Annotated in this window: 10 protein-coding genes and 1 pseudogene; 3 read left to right on the top strand and 8 right to left on the bottom strand. The window is 40.5% G+C overall.

The window, feature by feature from the left end; genetic code table 11:
- The first annotated feature begins 23 nt into the window (after nt 1-23).
- Both BT_RS17755 and BT_RS17750 read left to right on the top strand, forming a co-directional pair.
- Nucleotides 24-1,838, top strand: a complete 1,815-nt coding sequence (locus BT_RS17755) for a glycoside hydrolase family 2 protein (protein WP_008762477.1) — start codon at nt 24-26, stop codon at nt 1,836-1,838.
- A 13-nt stretch (nt 1,839-1,851) separates the two neighbouring features.
- Nucleotides 1,852-4,365: a glutaminase domain-containing protein gene (locus tag BT_RS17750; protein ID WP_008767695.1), complete on the top strand. Its 2,514-nt coding sequence runs from the start codon at nt 1,852-1,854 to the stop codon at nt 4,363-4,365.
- 97 nt (nt 4,366-4,462) lie between these two features.
- Here the strand turns inward: BT_RS17750 and BT_RS17745 are convergent, their stop codons facing one another.
- The 3 genes from BT_RS17745 to BT_RS17735 are packed head-to-tail and all read right to left on the bottom strand — an operon-like array spanning nt 4,463 to nt 6,154.
- Nucleotides 4,463-4,966 (bottom strand): DUF3828 domain-containing protein, encoded by a 504-nt coding sequence (locus BT_RS17745; RefSeq protein ID WP_008762475.1) that lies wholly within the window; start codon nt 4,964-4,966, stop codon nt 4,463-4,465.
- Between the two features lie 44 nt (nt 4,967-5,010).
- Nucleotides 5,011-5,553: a hypothetical protein gene (locus tag BT_RS24730; RefSeq protein WP_008767694.1), complete on the bottom strand. Its 543-nt coding sequence runs from the start codon at nt 5,551-5,553 to the stop codon at nt 5,011-5,013.
- Nucleotides 5,543-6,154, bottom strand: coding sequence for a hypothetical protein (locus BT_RS17735; protein ID WP_225684092.1), 612 nt, complete (start codon nt 6,152-6,154; stop codon nt 5,543-5,545). The genes BT_RS24730 and BT_RS17735 overlap by 11 nt, the downstream gene beginning before the upstream one ends.
- A gap of 352 nt (nt 6,155-6,506) precedes the next feature.
- On the opposite strand from BT_RS17735, the gene BT_RS17730 reads away from it, so the two are divergent.
- The gene (locus tag BT_RS17730; protein WP_008767692.1) at nt 6,507-9,062 is read left to right on the top strand and encodes a hypothetical protein; all 2,556 of its coding nucleotides are present in this window, start codon (nt 6,507-6,509) and stop codon (nt 9,060-9,062) included.
- Between the two features lie 135 nt (nt 9,063-9,197).
- Here BT_RS17730 and BT_RS17725 read toward each other — a convergent pair whose 3' ends face one another.
- The 5 genes and pseudogenes from BT_RS17725 to BT_RS17705 all read right to left on the bottom strand — a co-directional run.
- On the bottom strand, nt 9,198-10,259 hold the full coding sequence (locus BT_RS17725) for a DUF4973 domain-containing protein (RefSeq protein WP_008762471.1): 1,062 nt from the start codon (nt 10,257-10,259) through the stop codon (nt 9,198-9,200).
- Between the two features lie 22 nt (nt 10,260-10,281).
- Nucleotides 10,282-12,399 (bottom strand): RagB/SusD family nutrient uptake outer membrane protein, encoded by a 2,118-nt coding sequence (locus BT_RS17720; RefSeq protein ID WP_008762470.1) that lies wholly within the window; start codon nt 12,397-12,399, stop codon nt 10,282-10,284.
- A 15-nt stretch (nt 12,400-12,414) separates the two neighbouring features.
- Nucleotides 12,415-15,537, bottom strand: coding sequence for a SusC/RagA family TonB-linked outer membrane protein (locus tag BT_RS17715; protein ID WP_008767691.1), 3,123 nt, complete (start codon nt 15,535-15,537; stop codon nt 12,415-12,417).
- 16 nt (nt 15,538-15,553) lie between these two features.
- Entirely contained in the window at nt 15,554-17,122 is a 1,569-nt protein-coding gene (locus tag BT_RS17710; RefSeq protein WP_170848647.1) for an IPT/TIG domain-containing protein, read from the bottom strand.
- Between the two features lie 45 nt (nt 17,123-17,167).
- A pseudogene (locus tag BT_RS17705) lies at nt 17,168-17,776 on the bottom strand (glutaminase domain-containing protein); the annotation flags it as partial.
- Nucleotides 17,777-18,145: the final 369 nt, after the last annotated feature.

The following is an 18,145-nucleotide window of genomic DNA, read 5'->3' as shown; positions in this document are numbered from 1 at the left end:
TAATACATATAAAGATAATTACCATGAAAAAGAATTTTCTAGCAGTGCTATTCGCATTGGCTCTTTGTAGCCCGACATTCGCTCAATGGAAGCCCGCCGGTGATAAGATAAAGACTCCGTGGGGTGAGCAGTTGAATCCTAAAAACGTATTACCGGAATACCCACGCCCCATTATGGAACGCCAGGATTGGAAGAATCTGAATGGTAGCTGGAATTATGCGATTACTAAAAAAGGAGAACCGGCACCAAACAATTACCAAGGAGAGATTTTAGTACCTTTTGCAGTCGAATCTTCCCTGTCAGGAGTAGGTAAAACCATTAACGAGCATCAGGAATTATGGTATCAGCGTACTTTTGATGTACCGTCAGCATGGAAAGGCAAACAAATATTACTGCACTTCGGAGCTGTGGACTGGAAAGCCGATGTATGGGTAAATGACGTAAAAGTAGGACAACATACAGGAGGCTTCACTCCATTCTACTTTGATATTACTTCCGCATTGAATAAAGGCAATAACCAGTTGGTTGTGAAAGTGTGGGACCCCTCTGACCGTGGCGAACAGCCGAGAGGAAAACAAGTAGAAAGACCGGAAGGAATCTGGTATACACCAGTCACAGGTATCTGGCAGACTGTATGGCTGGAACCGGTAGCTGCCCAGCATATCGCCCAACTGAAAACAACTCCGGATATCGACAAGAAGACTGTCAAAGTGGAAGTAGCCACCAACGTATGCTCTCCAGACAAAGTGGAAGTGAAAGTATTCGACGGCAAAAACCTCGTAGCCAAAGGAGCAGCGCTCAATGGCGTACCGGTAGAATTAACAATGCCGGAAGACGTTAAATTATGGACACCCGAGTCTCCTTCACTTTATAATATGGAAGTCACTCTTTATAAAGACGGCAAAGCTGTAGACCAAGTGAAGAGTTACACCGCTCTCCGCAAATTCTCAACTCATAAAGACAAGAATGGTATTACACGCCTGCAACTCAACAACAAAGACTATTTCCAGTTTGGTCCGCTCGACCAGGGTTGGTGGCCGGACGGCTTATACACAGCGCCAACAGACGAAGCATTGGTATATGACTTGAAGAAGATCAAAGATTTCGGCTACAACATGGTGCGCAAGCACGTAAAAGTAGAACCGGCACGCTGGTATACTTATTGCGACCAACTCGGACTGATCGTATGGCAAGATATGCCGAACGGAGGTCGCGGTCCTGCCGAATGGCAGATGCACAAGTACTATGACGGCGCAGACGCCATCCGCTCCGCAGCATCAGAAGCTAACTATCGCAAAGAATGGAAAGAAATTATCGACTACCTGTATTCTTATCCGAGCATCGGCGTATGGGTACCTTTCAACGAAGCATGGGGACAATTCAAGACTCCTGAAATCACTAAATGGACGAAAGAATACGACCCCAGCCGTCTGGTAAACCCTGCCAGTGGAGGTAACCACTACACGTGCGGAGATATTCTCGACCTTCATAACTATCCCGGACCGAACCTCTATCTCTACGATCCGATACGCGCTACCGTACTGGGCGAATATGGCGGTATAGGTATGGCACTGAAAGGACATCTGTGGCTGGCAGACAAGAACTGGGGCTACGTGAAGTTCAACACGCCGGAAGAAGTGACTAATGAATACATAAAATATGCAGACCATTTATTGGAACTGATCGAGAAAGGCTTCTCGGCTGCCGTATACACACAAATCACAGATGTGGAAGAAGAAGTGAACGGTCTGGTTACTTACGACCGGAAAGTTATTAAAGTAGACGAGCCTAAAATCAAAGCCATCAACCAGAAAATTTGTAACTCGCTAAATAAATAAAAGTTTCATATTAATGAATAAACTATTCTCTACAATCATGTCAGTTTGCCTCGCATGCAATGTGCAGGCAACTGACCTGTTTAAAACGAGTCAGGATATCGCTTTGCGTGCACCGTCCGTACCTCTGATCACTTCCGACACTTATCTTGCTATCTGGTCTCCCTACAACGAACTGAACGAAGGGAACACCGAACACTGGACAGCCGCCACCCATCCTTTACTGGGAGCGCTCCGGGTGGACGGGAAAGTATATCGTTTCATGGGCAAGGACAAGCTAAACCTCGAAACAATCCTTCCGATGACAAACACCGAACGTTGGGAAGCAAAGTTCACCATGAGCCAACCGGCGGCCAACTGGATACAGCCCCAGTTCGATGATTCCGGATGGACCAAGGGCAAAGCCGCTTTCGGCACCAAAGACATGAAACGCATCGGCACAGAGTGGAACACCGAAGACATCTGGGTACGCCGTAGTTTCAACCTCAATCAAGACCTGACAAACGACATTATCTACTTACGTTATTCACACGACGATGTATTCGAGCTCTATCTGAACGGAGAAAAACTGGTGGCAACCGATTATTCCTGGAATGACGATGTTACCATCGAACTATCCGCATCAGCTAAAGCCAAGCTCCGTAAAGGAACAAACATTATTGCAGCACACTGTCACAACACAACCGGCGGAGCATACGTTGATTTCGGCCTGTTCCGTGAGAACAAACAGCTCAGCAACTTCAAGGAAGCTGCTATCCAGAAGTCTGTCGATGTATTACCGACACAGACCTACTATACATTCACCTGCGGTCCGGTAGAACTGGATCTCGTATTCACAGCACCTCTGCTGATGGAAGATCTTGATCTTATCTCGACCCCTATCAACTACATCTCCTATCGGGTACGTTCACTCGACAAGAAACAACATGATGTGCAAGTGTATATCGAAACAACCCCGCAACTTGCCGTACACGAACCGTCACAACCAACCATCTCAGAAAAGATCAGCAAAAACGGAATGGATTACCTCAAGGCAGGTACCATCGACCAGCCTTACGTAAAACGTAAAGGAGACGGTGTACGCATCGACTGGGGATATGCTTATCTGGGAAGCAACAGCGCACCCAACAAGGACTTAAGCATAGGTAACTACTATGACATGAAGCAAGCCTTCATCACCAACGGCAAACTATTGCCAAACTCCCAGGATTTCATCACCCGCAGCGAAAGCGATATGCCCGCCATGGCTTATACCGAAAACTTAGGCAAGGTAGACAATCAAGGGAAAAGCGGATATGTGATGTTAGGCTACGACGATATCTACTCGATCGAATATTTCTACGAACGCCGCATGGCATACTGGAAACACAACGGTCAAGTCAGCATCTTTGATGCTTTCGAACGTGCGCAGGCTTCTTATCCCTCATTGATGAAACGTTGCCGTGCCTTCGACCAACAACTGATGGCTGATGCAGAAAAAGCCGGAGGCAGGAAATATGCCGAACTACTCGCATTGACTTACCGCCACTCCATTACCGCCCATAAACTCCTTACCGACAAGGAAGGCAACCTGCTTTTCTTATCCAAAGAGAACCATAGTAACGGCTGTATCAACACAGTAGACCTAACTTATCCATCCGCTCCACTATACCTTATTTACAATACGGAACTGATGAAGGGAATGCTCAACTCTATCTTCTACTACAGCGAAAGCGGACGCTGGAACAAGCCTTACCCCGCTCATGACTTAGGAACTTATCCAATAGCCAACGGGCAACTTTATGGTGAAGATATGCCTATCGAAGAAGCCGGAAACATGATTCTGGTAACTACAGCCATCTCTATGATGGAAGGCAATGCCAACTATGCTTCCAAATACTGGGAAACATTATCAACATGGGCAAACTATCTGATTGAGAACGGTCTGGACCCTGAAAACCAACTTTGTACAGATGACTTTGCCGGACATCTGGCACACAATGCCAATCTTTCCGCCAAAGCGATCATGGCAATCGCCGGATACGGAGAAATGGCACGTATGCTGGGCAAAGAAACAACTGCGAACAAATACATCGAAACCGCCAAAAGACTGGCGATAGAATGGGAGAAGATGGCATTTGACGACGATCACTACAAACTGGCATTTGACAAACCGGGAACGTGGAGTCAGAAATACAATCTGATATGGGACAAAGTGTTTAACATGAACATTTTCCCGCAGAAAGTATTTGATACGGAAATTCCTTTCTATCTGACCAAGCAAAATAAATATGGTTTGCTATTGGACTCCCGCGCACAATATACCAAATCCGACTGGGTACTATGGAGTGCCTGTATGTCTCCAGACGATGCTACGTTCCAAAAGTTCATCGACCCGATCTATACTTATGCGAACGAAACAACTTCCCGTGTGCCTATCAGCGACTGGCATGATACGAATACAGGAAAGATGATGAATTTCAAGGCACGTTCCGTAGTAGGTGGCTACTACATGAAGCTACTGATGGAAAAAGTCAAAGAACAGAAATAAAACGAATACTCTTTTCCTCGTTGAATATAGACAAACAGCCCTTTTGCCTAGCGTAAAAGATGCTGTTTGTCTTTTTTCATATCATTTAATGATACGATCAGTTTTCCGGAGTTATATCATCAATCAGATATTGTCCGTCAACGTTAACCACTCTGACCGGGATACTCACGGCACGTTCATACTGGCTGCCTTTAGCCGAAGTATAGTTAACCTCATACCAATTATCATTCAGATGTTTCACCGACAATGTTTTCATGTCATTTTCACCTAAATCTTGCGCACGAATGATCGGATCGGCATCTGTCGCCTCTATCAGCCTATCAACTTTCTCTATCAGCTCTTTGGTCAGAAACTTTTGCTTAATTGAATCCCCAAGTGCGAGAGCTTCTTTACCGGTGGACATGAAACTGGCAGCATAAGCCTCATAAAAGTCTTCAATCATGCCGATGGCTTCTTGTTCAATTCTACTACTGTCCGACACATTCGCCTGTACGTCAGCTGGTTCTGCCGATGTATCCATATTCTTCCGGCTCTGATTGGAACAGGAAAGAAGAAGCATTACGGACTGCAATAATAACAAATGTACAATTCTCAATTTCATAACATTAATGGTTCTTGTTTTAAACTAATAATCAGATTTCCAAACTAATCAGCCTCCCCCTTCAGAATCTCTTCAGTTTTATCCTGACCGGTATAAAAATCTATATTTGCAAAATAACACAAATATTTCCAGAAATAAAGCGTCAGGAACATTCGCACATCACGATCTGTTTTAAAATCACTGCAAAAATGATCCGTGTTCCTGGCAATTTCCCAAAATATCATAACCGAAGAAACTCCTCCTGTCGCATTTTCCGCTTTGACATACGCTTTCAAGGCCGGATGAATGGCCGGTTCCAATTCTCTTTGCCAATATGTGAAGCCATCCAACCGTTTCTTAAACGGCAATATTATATACTCAACCTGAGCTTTCATATACGCATATTGTAGTGAATCGGCAACAAGGCTAAGAGAGCCACCATGCTCCTGCTGATTCTTGGATGCTTGTTGATAAGCATCAGACTGACGATATTCTGACGGAGAAACACCATCCGGAACAAACAGCGTGCAAGAATCATTCAGAATAGCTCCATCAACAAAATAGGAATGAAGTAAACCACCCGCAATCCCTATGTTTTCATTTACCACCTAGCATCTCATGAATTACATCCTCTCTTTTATTGCTAAGTTCATCTATCAACTTTTTCGTGTGTTGTCTTATTGCTGGACTGAAGATTTGGGGATACTCCTTTTCGATTTCATCCAAAGAATAATTTTTGTTATCCCTCAAAAAGAGTACGAATACATAATTCATCAGGTCTGCTTCAGTTGGTTTCTCCTTCAAGCGTTTTTTGAAAAGAGAGGCAGCTTGTTTGTAAGCATCCATAGCCAGGCTCTTTTTAGCATTCTCTTCCAGCATCATTCCCTTACCTAAAATATAGTAAGGATCATCCGGAGAGAATTTCTCCATTTGCAACATGGTTTGCAGTGCTTTCTCCTTCTGTCCCAACGCCATTAAGTATTTAATCTTATTTGCATATGCCAGTTTGTATGAAGGCTCCAAAGCTATCGCCTCATCTGAAAGATGAATAGCCTTATTTAAAGAATCGGAATCATTAAAGAAACCCGCAGTTTTCACAGATTGGTTATTCTTCTCAACTGCTTTGGGAGAAATCTGAGCTATCGCAAAACTCGTGTTCGTGCATAAAAGCAAAATAATAAGTGTTCTCATAATTCTATTTATTATCATTGATTAGATTTTGTTTAATGTGATACACAAAGAACGACAAAAAACAATAGAAACACGAACATTTTCTATTCAAAAAATGATAAAATCTATTCAACAATAAAAATAAGGCAGCCTTTCTCATTCAGTACAAACGAATTTTGATAAAAAGAATTATCAACATGAAACAGCAATCCGATTAGTATTTATAGAGTAATGAACAGTTTCTTTCTTAGATTGAACGTTTTTTTTCCTTCTTTATTCATCGAAACCGCTATCTTTGTAGTAGTTCACATGATACTAAAATAGCACAGAGAAAGTGCTGAACATAAAAATCATACAATAAAATAGACAACTAAAAATAGACAGCACTAATATGAAAAACAAACCGTTATTATTTTTACTCTCAGTATGCGGACTTTTAGCAATATCTGCACGTGGAGAAAATCCACCCGCTAAAGTGATATTCGAACAGTACATGAATCAAGCTCAAACTTTTGCCGATAACTATCCGCGTGAAAAAGCATATCTGCATTTTGATAATACAAGCTATTATGTGGGCGACACGATATGGTTCAAAGCATATGTCACTCTTGCCGAAAAACAAGTTTTCAGTTCAATCAGCCGTCCTTTGTATGTGGAACTGGTAGATCAGGCAGGGCACGTTACTGATAAACAGATCATTAAACTATCACAAGGAGAAGGCAACGGGCAGTTTGTACTCCCCCAGTCAATGCTATCCGGTTATTACGAAGTACGTGCTTACACCCGCTGGATGCTTGCATTCAGTGATCCGCAGTACTTTTCACGTACTTTCCCTGTCTATCAGCTTTCTCATAGCGACCAGTTGGAGCGTAGTATCAGCACCTATGAGTTGAGTCCGTCTATGGAGAAAAGGCCGGAAGAAACAAGAGAGAAGCTGAGTCTGCGTTTCTTTCCGGAAGGAGGACAGTTAGTCGAAGGGATAACTTCGCAGGTTGCTTTCAAAGCAGAAAGCAAAAATGAAGGAAATATTCAATTATCAGGCACACTTTATACCAAAGAAGGGCAAGAAATCACGTCTTTTGAAACTTTACACGATGGAATGGGAGCTTTTGAGTATACGCCTTCTGCTCTGCCGGCAATCGCTAAAGTAAACTTTCAAGGAAAACAGTATGAATTTACCCTCCCTAAAGCACTGCCAAGCGGGTATATTCTGAAAGTAGGCAATAATGCAGGGGCTATTTCTGTGACGGTATCATGTAATGCAGCGACCCCGCAGGATACATTAGCCGTTTTTATAAGCCATCAGGGACGTCCCCATGCCTATCAGCTTATCCACTGTCAGGCAAATAAGCCTCAGCAATTTACAGTATTGTCGCGCAAGTTACCGGCAGGAGTCTTACAAATCAGTCTGCTCAATCGTGCCGGAAATACTTTATGCGACCGCTTTATCTTTGCTTCTCCACGGGCTCCTTTACAAATCTCGCCCAAAGGTTTAAAAGAGATTTACGCTCCTTATGCTCCCATCCGCTGCGAACTGCAGTTGAACAACGCCATAGGAGAACCGATACCCGGCAAATTATCAGTCAGTATCCGTGACGCCGTCCGCTCTGATTATATGGAATATGATAACAATATCTTCACCGACCTTCTACTTACATCGGACTTGAAAGGCTACATTCATCAACCCGGCTACTACTTCACAGAGAGTTCTCTCCGGAAACAGAAGGAACTGGATATACTGTTAATGGTACACGGATGGCGTAAATATGATATGACACAACAGATCGGTATCAGCCCATTCACCCCACTTCAGTTGCCAGAAAGCCAACTGGTACTTTATGGACAAGTCAAATCTACGATTCTCAAAAACAAGCTGAAGGATATAGCTCTCAGCGTAATGGTGAAGAGAGATGCAGAGATTATTACCGGTCAGACCGTTACGGATGAGAACGGACATTTCAGCATTCCGCTGGAAGATTTCGAGGGATCAATGGAAGCTGTGATCCAGACTCGCAAAGTGGGAAAAGAACGAAATAAGGACGCTTCTATTCTCATCGACCGGCATTTCTCGCCTGCTACGCGTGCATACGGTTACAGAGAGTTGCACCCGGAGTGGAGCAACATTGCCCACTGGCAACAGGAAGCTGAAAAATTCGACTCTTTATATATGGATTCCATCCGTCGGGTAGACGGGCTTTATCTTTTGGACGAAGTTGAAATCAAAAGTAAGCGGCGCAGTCAAAGTACGAATATGGCGACTAAAATTAATGAGCAAAGTATTGATGCCTACTATGATATACGCCAGGCTGTCGATCAGCTTCGCGACAATGGCAAAGTTGTCACCACTATCCCGGAGGTGATGGAAAAATTAAATCCACTCTTTTACTGGGACCGTTCCAATGATAACTGTACTTACCGCCAGAAACCGATCTGTTATATTATGGATAACAAAATTCTATCGTCAACAGAAGTAAACATGATGCTGACTGAAATAGACGGTTTGGCTTCTATTATCATCAGTAAAGGCACAGGAGGAGTAGATGATGAAATTATCCAGAATACCAAAATGTCTAATTCCAATGATGTAGATGTATCGGAACTGGACAAATATAGTATTTTCTACCTCATTCCATTGCCCAGACATGATGTTCTGAATAAACACGAGACTGCGGCTCTTGGTACCCGGCAGACTGTTATGCAGGGATATACACCGGCATTGGAGTATTATTCTCCTGCTTATATAGATAAAGAATTATACATGGATAAAGCAGACAAAAGACGAACTCTTTACTGGAATCCGACTGTGCAGACGGATGAAAATGGAAAGGCAGTGATCGAATGTTACAATAATCAGTATTCCACGCCATTGATTATTCAAGCTGAGACACTGAGTAATGACGGGAAGCTAGGGAGCGTGACGTATTCTACAGTTGCAGAAACGAAATAGTATGCTTTAGGATATTTGACAATAAACGGCACACAATCAGTCCTAAAATAACTTTTCAAAATAAGAGAAGAGGGTGAATTCAATAACTTGAACTTCACCCTCTTCTTGAATCATTAGATTAGCGATTAATAGAAACTACCATTCAATTGCTTGATCTTCGTCTGGAATCTGAGTATTGATATCACGTGATAATGTCAATGTACCTTTTACATGATAGCGAATGATGGTACCTTCCACTGGTATATAATTGAAATAATAATCAACATTATTAATTATTACATAACGGTGTTCCAGATAAGGCTTCGCGTCATCCATTGATGAAGAAATACGAAATGAAGGAGTCACGTCCTTGTTTAATTCAAATCCAATCTCTTCTGCATTATCACAGGAAATAGTAACCGAACCATTCGTCTCACCATTAAAAGCAAATTTGATTTTATACTTTCTACGGTCTGTATAATCCTCATCTACTATTCCTGCATACGTAAAAATAGTCTGTTCATCTATCACATACCCTCTTATTGACGATTTTGTGATAGATTCTGCTGTTTCTATCGGTTTACCATCTCCATCATATCCCGTCACCACCTTGTTGGTTATTCCTGTACCAGAATAATCGCCAGAGTAATCATTAAATGGGAAGATTCTCAATATCGCCTTAGCATAGTCTTTACGTGGATGAGCTACGTAGTTGTAAGACGCGTCGTCTACAATCTGCAATGGAAGTACCCATTTTTCTGACATATCAATGTTGCGAAAATCAAATTTAAGATCCAGTAAACCTTTATTTTCTCCTGCTTTTATCTGTAGAGATTCTGGATATGAAGCGTATGCCAATCCTTCTGCTCCCATATCCTCATAATATAGTTCTGTACGTGTAGCGTAACGAGCGTAATTCAAAATATTCAATGTATCAGCATCATGTGCTACGTGTACAGTGACATTACTTGGATTATCGGTAGAACCACTAACAAGTATCGGTAACTGATAATTGGACCTCCCTTCTCCTCCTTCTGCATAATTTCCTTCTGCATCATGGCGGCTATAAGGTACATATATATTCGTCACTCCCTTACTATCCAGTTGTGAACTGAAAGAAATGTAGTGCTCATATTGTTCATCTTCCCATTCCGAATTGCAGGAAGTTCCCAACATTGTCATTGCAGCCAAAGCTGCCAAAGTATATATTTTCTTCATATATAAGTCTTTATGTTTAGAATTAATCATACATTGTCCATCCTGGGTTCTGTGTTAAACGTGAATTACGTTTCAACTCACTATGTTTGATAGGCCATAACCATAGCTTTTCCGAGAAAGTAGACGGGAGATTGTAAACAGGAATTGCCGAATGGAATTCGTCTCTCTTAGCTTCACCAACAAAGACATTACAACCGTATATTTGCAGAGATTCTTCTACTGGCGCATCTTTCCAACGGCGAATGTCAAAGTAACGTTTTCCTTCGCCCATTAACTCTATCATACGTTCACGTTTTAATGCTTTACGCATATCATCAACCCCACTCTGCAGATAAAATTCGTCTGGATAGTCAGGCAACCCGGCACGAATACGTACCGGATGAATACCTCTTTCCATTTGTTCTTTATCACGGCTGATAGTGTAGGTTGTCGCCTCATTCCAAGAAGGTATATTGTATGTTCCAGTCAACTCATTCAATGCTTCAGCATAAAGCAGTAGAATATCCGCATAGCGAATTGCTGTTTCAGCTTTCGCAACATAATTGCCTGGATAGTCGTTTGGATGAACAAACTTTTTGATTCCTATACCTGTACGCAAGTAGAAACCGTCATTACGATAACCATCGGAACTTCCAAAGTAGTACCAAACTTGTTGATTTACATCGGCAGGTTTGCTTTCAGTCTGGCTCAAATAATACCAGGTACAGCCATTATAAGCAACAGAAGCATAGAATCGTGGTTCGCGTTCTACATATTGCAAAGAAACATTCATCCCAGTTTTGGCCTGATCGTTATCTCCTTTCTTCGGATCATATTTCCAACCTAATTCCGGATATTTATTATCCTTCAAGTCTTGCAAATCAGTAAATCCGGTTCTACGTTCACGAGTATCTACAATACCTTGATAATTAGCTACTCCTTGATACATAGAGTTCATACCCGGCTCATTACTACCATTATTCATATAATATGCATCCAGCATTTTCTGTGTCATACCATGACAGTTCCAGCCGCCATCATCTTTGGGCATCTGATGAAGTACCAACATATCTATATTTGTTGCCCCGCGTGTAAATATCAGTTCTTTATTGTTTGCAGGTAATATAGTACCATCAAAGATAGTACGATATGATCTGAGCGGGTCAATATTTGTCCATCCTTTTGGCCAGGGTTGATTGGAAAACTCGCCATCAGCCGGTGGAGTAACAGTCGGACGTTCAGAAGGTCCATTATCAGATGTGGATTTATTTACAATATTCAACTCATAAACATCTAAATCGATGACATCACGGCAAGCGGCAGCAGCTTTTGCCCATTTTTCTTCACTATATTCGGAAGAAAGCAAACGACGCCCTTCATCATCTACCAATTGCTGCGCATATTCATCATTATTTCCATTAGCAAACGGACTAGCTGCAAAAATCAGTGCATAAGCACGAACTGCCAATGCAGCTCCACGAGTAGGTCGGCCTATAGCATAATTATCAGTACGACGATCATATTGTAACTCTTTAGTAGCCTGTACCATTTCGTCACTGATATATTGTGCCACTTCTTCGTATGAGCTACGTGGAGTAGCTATTTGATCATAACTTTGAGTATAATCCACTCCTTCGTCCGGCATAATAGGCACTGGACCATAACGACGTAAGAGCAACCAGTAATAGTAAGCACGAACAAAACGAGCCTGCCCCTTATAATCTAGTATTTCCCAATCAGCCATCTCTTGACACCGGTCAACATTATGGATAAATACTGATGCTTGGAAAATTCCTTTATAACATGCCCCCCATGCCCCAACATTATAAGTATTCTCATCATATTCTCCTAACTTGAACATATTATATGACAATTCATTCTTTGTTGCATCGATTGTCTTATCGCGGTCACCATAATACATATCGTCTGAAAAACAAAACGAATTCTCACTTGGTCCTTTAGTCGTCACCTCATAGTTTTCATTTTTTATAAATGAAAAAGCATAAGCTAACCATTCTTCCACATGATCCTTACTTTCGAAAGTTTTCTCCAGTGTCAGACGATCCTTAAAATATTTCTCCGAATTCAGGTAATCAGAGCAAGAAGAAATTACTCCCATCCCTAATACGGTTAATAATAATATATAAATCTTCTTTATCATAATCTCTTAGTATTTTTATAAGTTAACAGATAAACCCATAGTAACTGATTTTGTTAGCGGATAGGCTTCACCCCGCGGATTGCCAGTTTCCGGGTCCCATGTTTTGAACTTAGACCATGTAATCAGGTTTGATCCTGCAATATAGATACGAATATTATTGAAGTGCAGTTTATTGACTATGCTTTTTGGCAAAGTATAACCGATATCCAGATTCTTCAAACGAATATATCGACCATCACGCATCCAATAAGTAGAGGTTTGTTGGTTGTTTTTATTTTCCCCATAAGTTAAACGCGGATATGTTGCATTGGGGTTCTCATTAGCATGCAATCCCAGTTTGGCAGCAGTCTCTGAATCTACCCAACGATCACTTATCATATCTTTAAAGATATTTCCCCAGTCACTTTCGCTGAATGCATATACACACTTACCATAAATAGGGAAAGTGGATTTACCGGCACCTTGGAAGTGAACATTTACATCAATTCCTTTCCATGCGAAAGATGCCCCTATACCATATACTAAGTTTGGAGTGGTAGTAGCGCCAATAGCAACTTTATCATTATCGTTTACAACACCATCACCATTTACATCTTTATATTTGATATCTCCAGGCTGCACTGTACCAAACTCTTGTTTCGGGCTGGTACGAATATCATCGTAATCAGCAAACAATCCTTCAGCTATCAATCCTTTAACTTGATCTACACGATACCCTTTTTGATATAAATAAGAATAGACTTGATTCTCTTCATCCTTTTCGAGCACTTCATTCTTACTATAAGTTATATTCCCACGAATAGTCATATCCACCTCACCCAGTTTCTGCTTAAGAGCAAAATTGCCATCGAAACCTTGAGATTTCACTTCACCTACATTCGCTTTAGGTTTGCTCTCAAGACCTGTAATGTCAGGCAAGAACTCACGTGTTAAAAAAATACCTGTACGTTTTTCGTGGAAATAGTCAACTGTCGCTGTAAATTTGTCATTAAACAAAGAAAGATCAATCCCCAGGTCATCCTTAGTCGCAACTTCCCAAGTAATGCCATTAGAAGCCATCTGTGTGTAATGAGTTCCTATGAATGATTTTCCATAATCACCAAATCCCCAGTTATATACATAATTAGGCTTGCCTTCGCTGTTATATCCTGTAGTGGCTATAGTATATAAGTATGGGAAACGGTTGTTATCCCCAATATTATCATTACCTACCTTACCATGAGAATAACGTATTTTAAACATATTCATCCACTTCAAGTTATTCTTAACAAATGACTCTTCGGCAACGTTCCATGCAAGAGAAAAAGCCGGGAAGAAACCGAATTGATTTCCTGGTGCAAAATTTTCCGATCCGGTATAACCAAAATTAAAATCAACAAAGTAACGATAGTTCCAGTTATAAGTAAATCGTCCTGCTAACCCTTGATTACGTTTTGATACTCCATTCTTAATATCCGTACCAATGTCTACTGTCCGCTTCTCACTATCTTGTGTGTAACGGAAAGTAACTCCTCCATGATGATTTCCGAAAGCACGTTCCCAGCTTAACAGTAAATCAAGGAATTCACGACGTTTGCCAGAGCTACCACTTGATTGTGTCATGTCATATGCGGAGAACATTTTCTCATAAATAATCTCTCCCGTTTCTTGTCTACGTCCGTTCGCTTTATACAAATCTGGTTGACGATGACGATTAATCCAGTTACTGTTGTCTGTATCATAGCCAAAACGTCCTACAAACTTCAATCCCTTGGTAATGAAATCAAAATTTTGTTCTAATGTAACATTAGTTTGTACATTATTCTGCCAATCTTCATTGTATCCAGTTTGCGTAGATGCAACCCAGGGATTAAGTTTGTTTACGTTATCCCGGTGGGAAATAGGCGCATATCCATTGGAATAGTATACAGGCGTTGCAATAGGATTGTATCCGAAAAGCATGCCCCATAACATCTCGTTATCAGCCAGTCCTGGACTATTACGTTTGGCTAATGAACCTGCTATACCTAGTTTCAATAAAGTCGATTTGGTGATATCTATATCAACATTCATACGATAATTCCACTTTTTATAGTTGGCATTTGTATCGTAATCATCACGTAACGTTTGGTCTGTGTTATACATACCTTGATCTTCCGTATAACTTGCAGAAACAAAATAACGAGCAGTGTTACCACCACCATTCATGTTCAAGTTAGCGCGATAACTCCATGCTCCGTTTTTTAGGATCAAATCCATCCAGTCCACATTCGGATAGAAATCCGGATCCATTTGTGTACGAAATAACTCTAATTCTTCCGGTTGATAGGCCATTCCTAAATTGCGAGTCACTAATGCTTCGTTCATCAGACTGGCATACGAAAGACCGTCTACAAATTCCGGAGTGATAGTACGCGTATTATAAGAAGTTTCTACCTTGGCATCAATATTGATTTTTCCAGCTTTACCACGTTTTGTTGTAATCAATACTACACCATTTGCACCTTTAGAACCATAAATAGCAGTAGCTGACGCATCTTTCAATACTGTGAATGATTCGATGTCTTCAATGTTAAGTTCATCCAAACTGCTACGTTCAAAGCCATCCACCAGAATATAAGCACTTGAACTAGCTCCAAAAGTAGAAATACCACGTATCCAAAACTCAGAAGTACTTTTTCCCGGTTGTCCGGAAGTTTGTCGGGCAATAATACCCGGAACATTACCGGCCAAAGCGTTAGACATATTGGAAGTAGGGAAACGTTTTAAATCTCCCACATTCACATTGGTTACAGCTCCCGTCACTGTCAGTTTTTTCTGTGCCCCCATACCAGTTACCACAACCTCATCCAGTACACTAGCCTCTGATTCTTTCATCTTTACATTAACAGTATGCTGTTCTTTTACAAGTACTTCCACATCATCATATCCGATGTATGAGAAGACTAGTCGATGATAAGGTTCCATCTTTATAGAAAAATTACCATTGATATCCGTAATGGTTCCCAAACCTGCTACATCCTTTACAGTGATATTAACACCAATCATCGGCTCATCTTGTGTGTCGGTAACCGTACCAGTCACGGTAATTGTTTGTTGTGCAGAAATCGTCAATGGGACAACCAGCATCAACAAAAAAATGGCTAAATATTTTTTCATAATCTGATAAATGTGTTTATTCGTTAGATTCCACTGTTGATTCATCTTCCGGTATATTCTCGTCACCGGCTACATTCTCTTCTTGCTCCATTGAAATAGTGCGAATAGTATGTCCCACCTGATCATGTACATAAAACATCTCTTTCACATCATCATAAACAAGTCCACTTACATCACGGAAACGAGCCACTTCTCGTAGGTCACCATCATCAGTTCCCCATTGGTTTCCGTCAGCTAAGGAAGTTGACGCTCCTCGTCCCGCATAGGTCGATACGATACCTTCTGGAGTTACTTTACGTACACAGAAGTTTAATCGATCTACAAAATAGAAATCATACTCTTCTTCACCAGTATAATCCGGATTTTTCACAAATACTCCTTGACAAGGATTATTCATACGTGCCTCAGTTCCTACATCATCCCTATAACCTGACTGTTTATATCCCCCGACAAAATTATACGGGGTAATAAATTCCTTTTTTATCTCGTCATAGTCGGAACGCATGAAATAATGATTGTTAATCACACCAAAATAAGCATACTTTCCAGTAGGATGAATGAAAATCTGAAATTCCCAACTTGGGTCAGCAATAGTGAATAACTGCTTAAAAGTATTAGGATTGTTCTTTACTATAGGATCCCAACTTCCACCATTCTTAATAGTTTTAAAGTAATCAACCAAGTCTAAACGAAATACTTGTCCCTTTTCATAACTATTAAAATACAATTCTCCGTTGATTGGATGAATAGTAGCTCCATTACATTGTTTGTAAGCAGCTATCAATTGTATATCAGATCTATCATCGAATGTACCATCCGCATTACGTTTAATAATATATACACTAGGACTTTCATCTCCCTTACCATCATAATCAATAGCTACAATCATATATTCTGCCTCATCAGCATATCCTTCTATCTTCTTATTGAAAGCAATGCTTCGTATACGATTAGTAGGTATAGTATTGATATTCAAAGGAGAAGAAAGCATACGATTTTTTAAATCGATCAACTGTATAGCTTTATGTCCATCGTAACAAATATACAAATGATCCTTATTCAACGGATCAAAAGCTAATCGTCCGTTATCGCTAAAGCCACAGCATTTGACACCTTCCGGTCCATCAAATGGTCCGTCTCTCCAACCTTGATCATCACGATTATTGCGATAGCCACAAAGCGTACCTACAACCATCTTTTTCTCATAGCTAAAAGTAGTACTCGCAGTCGTTGTTACTGCATTCTCTCCTTCTCCTACAGTGATTTCAATTTCACCACTAAAAGCTCCTGAAGGAACAAAACAGTAAACATAAGTACTTTTTACATTAATAACAATAGCATCTTTGCCACCAATCTTCACTTTTACCTTCGAAACATCTGTTCCGAAATTTTCACCATAAATCAATAGTTTCTGATAGGCTCCTCCTTCTTTCGGAGTAAAATCAGAAATTGCTACAGGTTTTGATGGATCAAAGGCTCCAGTCTCTACATTGTCATCGTCCTTACAACTACAAATGCAAATCGTGAATAATGCCAGCAATATCCACCGCCATTCCTTCAATACTTTTTTCATTTTACATTTCATGTTTTTCATTCTAGTTAATAATAAATGTATAGTTAATTAAACATTTCATCGAGTTTTGTCCATTAACACTTGCATCCAGTATCCTCCAATAACCGAACGCGCTTTAAACCCAACCCATTCACCACTGTCTGTGTGATGCCAATCACTGATAGGTACCCGCGAAGTAGTTTCATTGATATATTTATAGAGTGGATCTATGAATTTCTTGAAAGTTTCTAAATCTGAAGACATAGCAGCTGTCCACATAATCCAGTCAGACTTTGTATACTCTTTGCGGGAGTCCAATGGCAATCCGTAAGGATTCTGTTTCGTCAAATAATAGTTAATTTCTTTGTCGATTACATTATTTGGGAATAAATTCAAATTCCACATTTTGTCCCAAATCATATTATATTTCTGACTCCAGGTATTCTCACGGTCGAAAGCAAGGCGGTAATGATCACCTTCATTTGCCATTTCTTCCCATTTCACCGCCATTTTCTTGGCTATACCTGCATATTTCTCTGCAACATCATATAAACCAAGCATATGCGCCATTTCGCTATATCCGGCTACACCCATGATCGCTTTTACTGAAAGATTGGCATTATGAGCCCAATGACCGGCGAAGTCATCAGTGCATAATTGGTTCTCCGGGTCCTGTCCAAACCGTACACCCTTGATCTAATCTTCTATAAACAAGCATATTACATCGATCGATGTTGTATTTGTGTTGTAAAAAGAAGATTTTCCTTATGCTTTCAATTATTTTTTTATCAAGAAAATAGAGGAGTAATTTAGTTATAGTTCAGACTAGATGTATTTAAGTATAATTTTACAAATGAGTGTAATGCTGACAATAACATTTTTAATAATGACAATAAGGGAAAGTAAGTAATTGAATTGTTTCATTAATTTAAATAGAATGTTTAAGAGACACTTATAGCAGTAGCCTAATGGAGTTGTAATTTTGAAGATAAGATTTTTGAGGAAGAAAAATAAAAGTGCTACTTGAAATAAATGGTTAGATTCTTTTTGAATTTG

The organism is Bacteroides thetaiotaomicron VPI-5482, assembly GCF_000011065.1.
Taxonomy (GTDB): domain Bacteria; phylum Bacteroidota; class Bacteroidia; order Bacteroidales; family Bacteroidaceae; genus Bacteroides; species Bacteroides thetaiotaomicron.
This window is presented reverse-complemented; position numbering and strand designations above follow the sequence as displayed.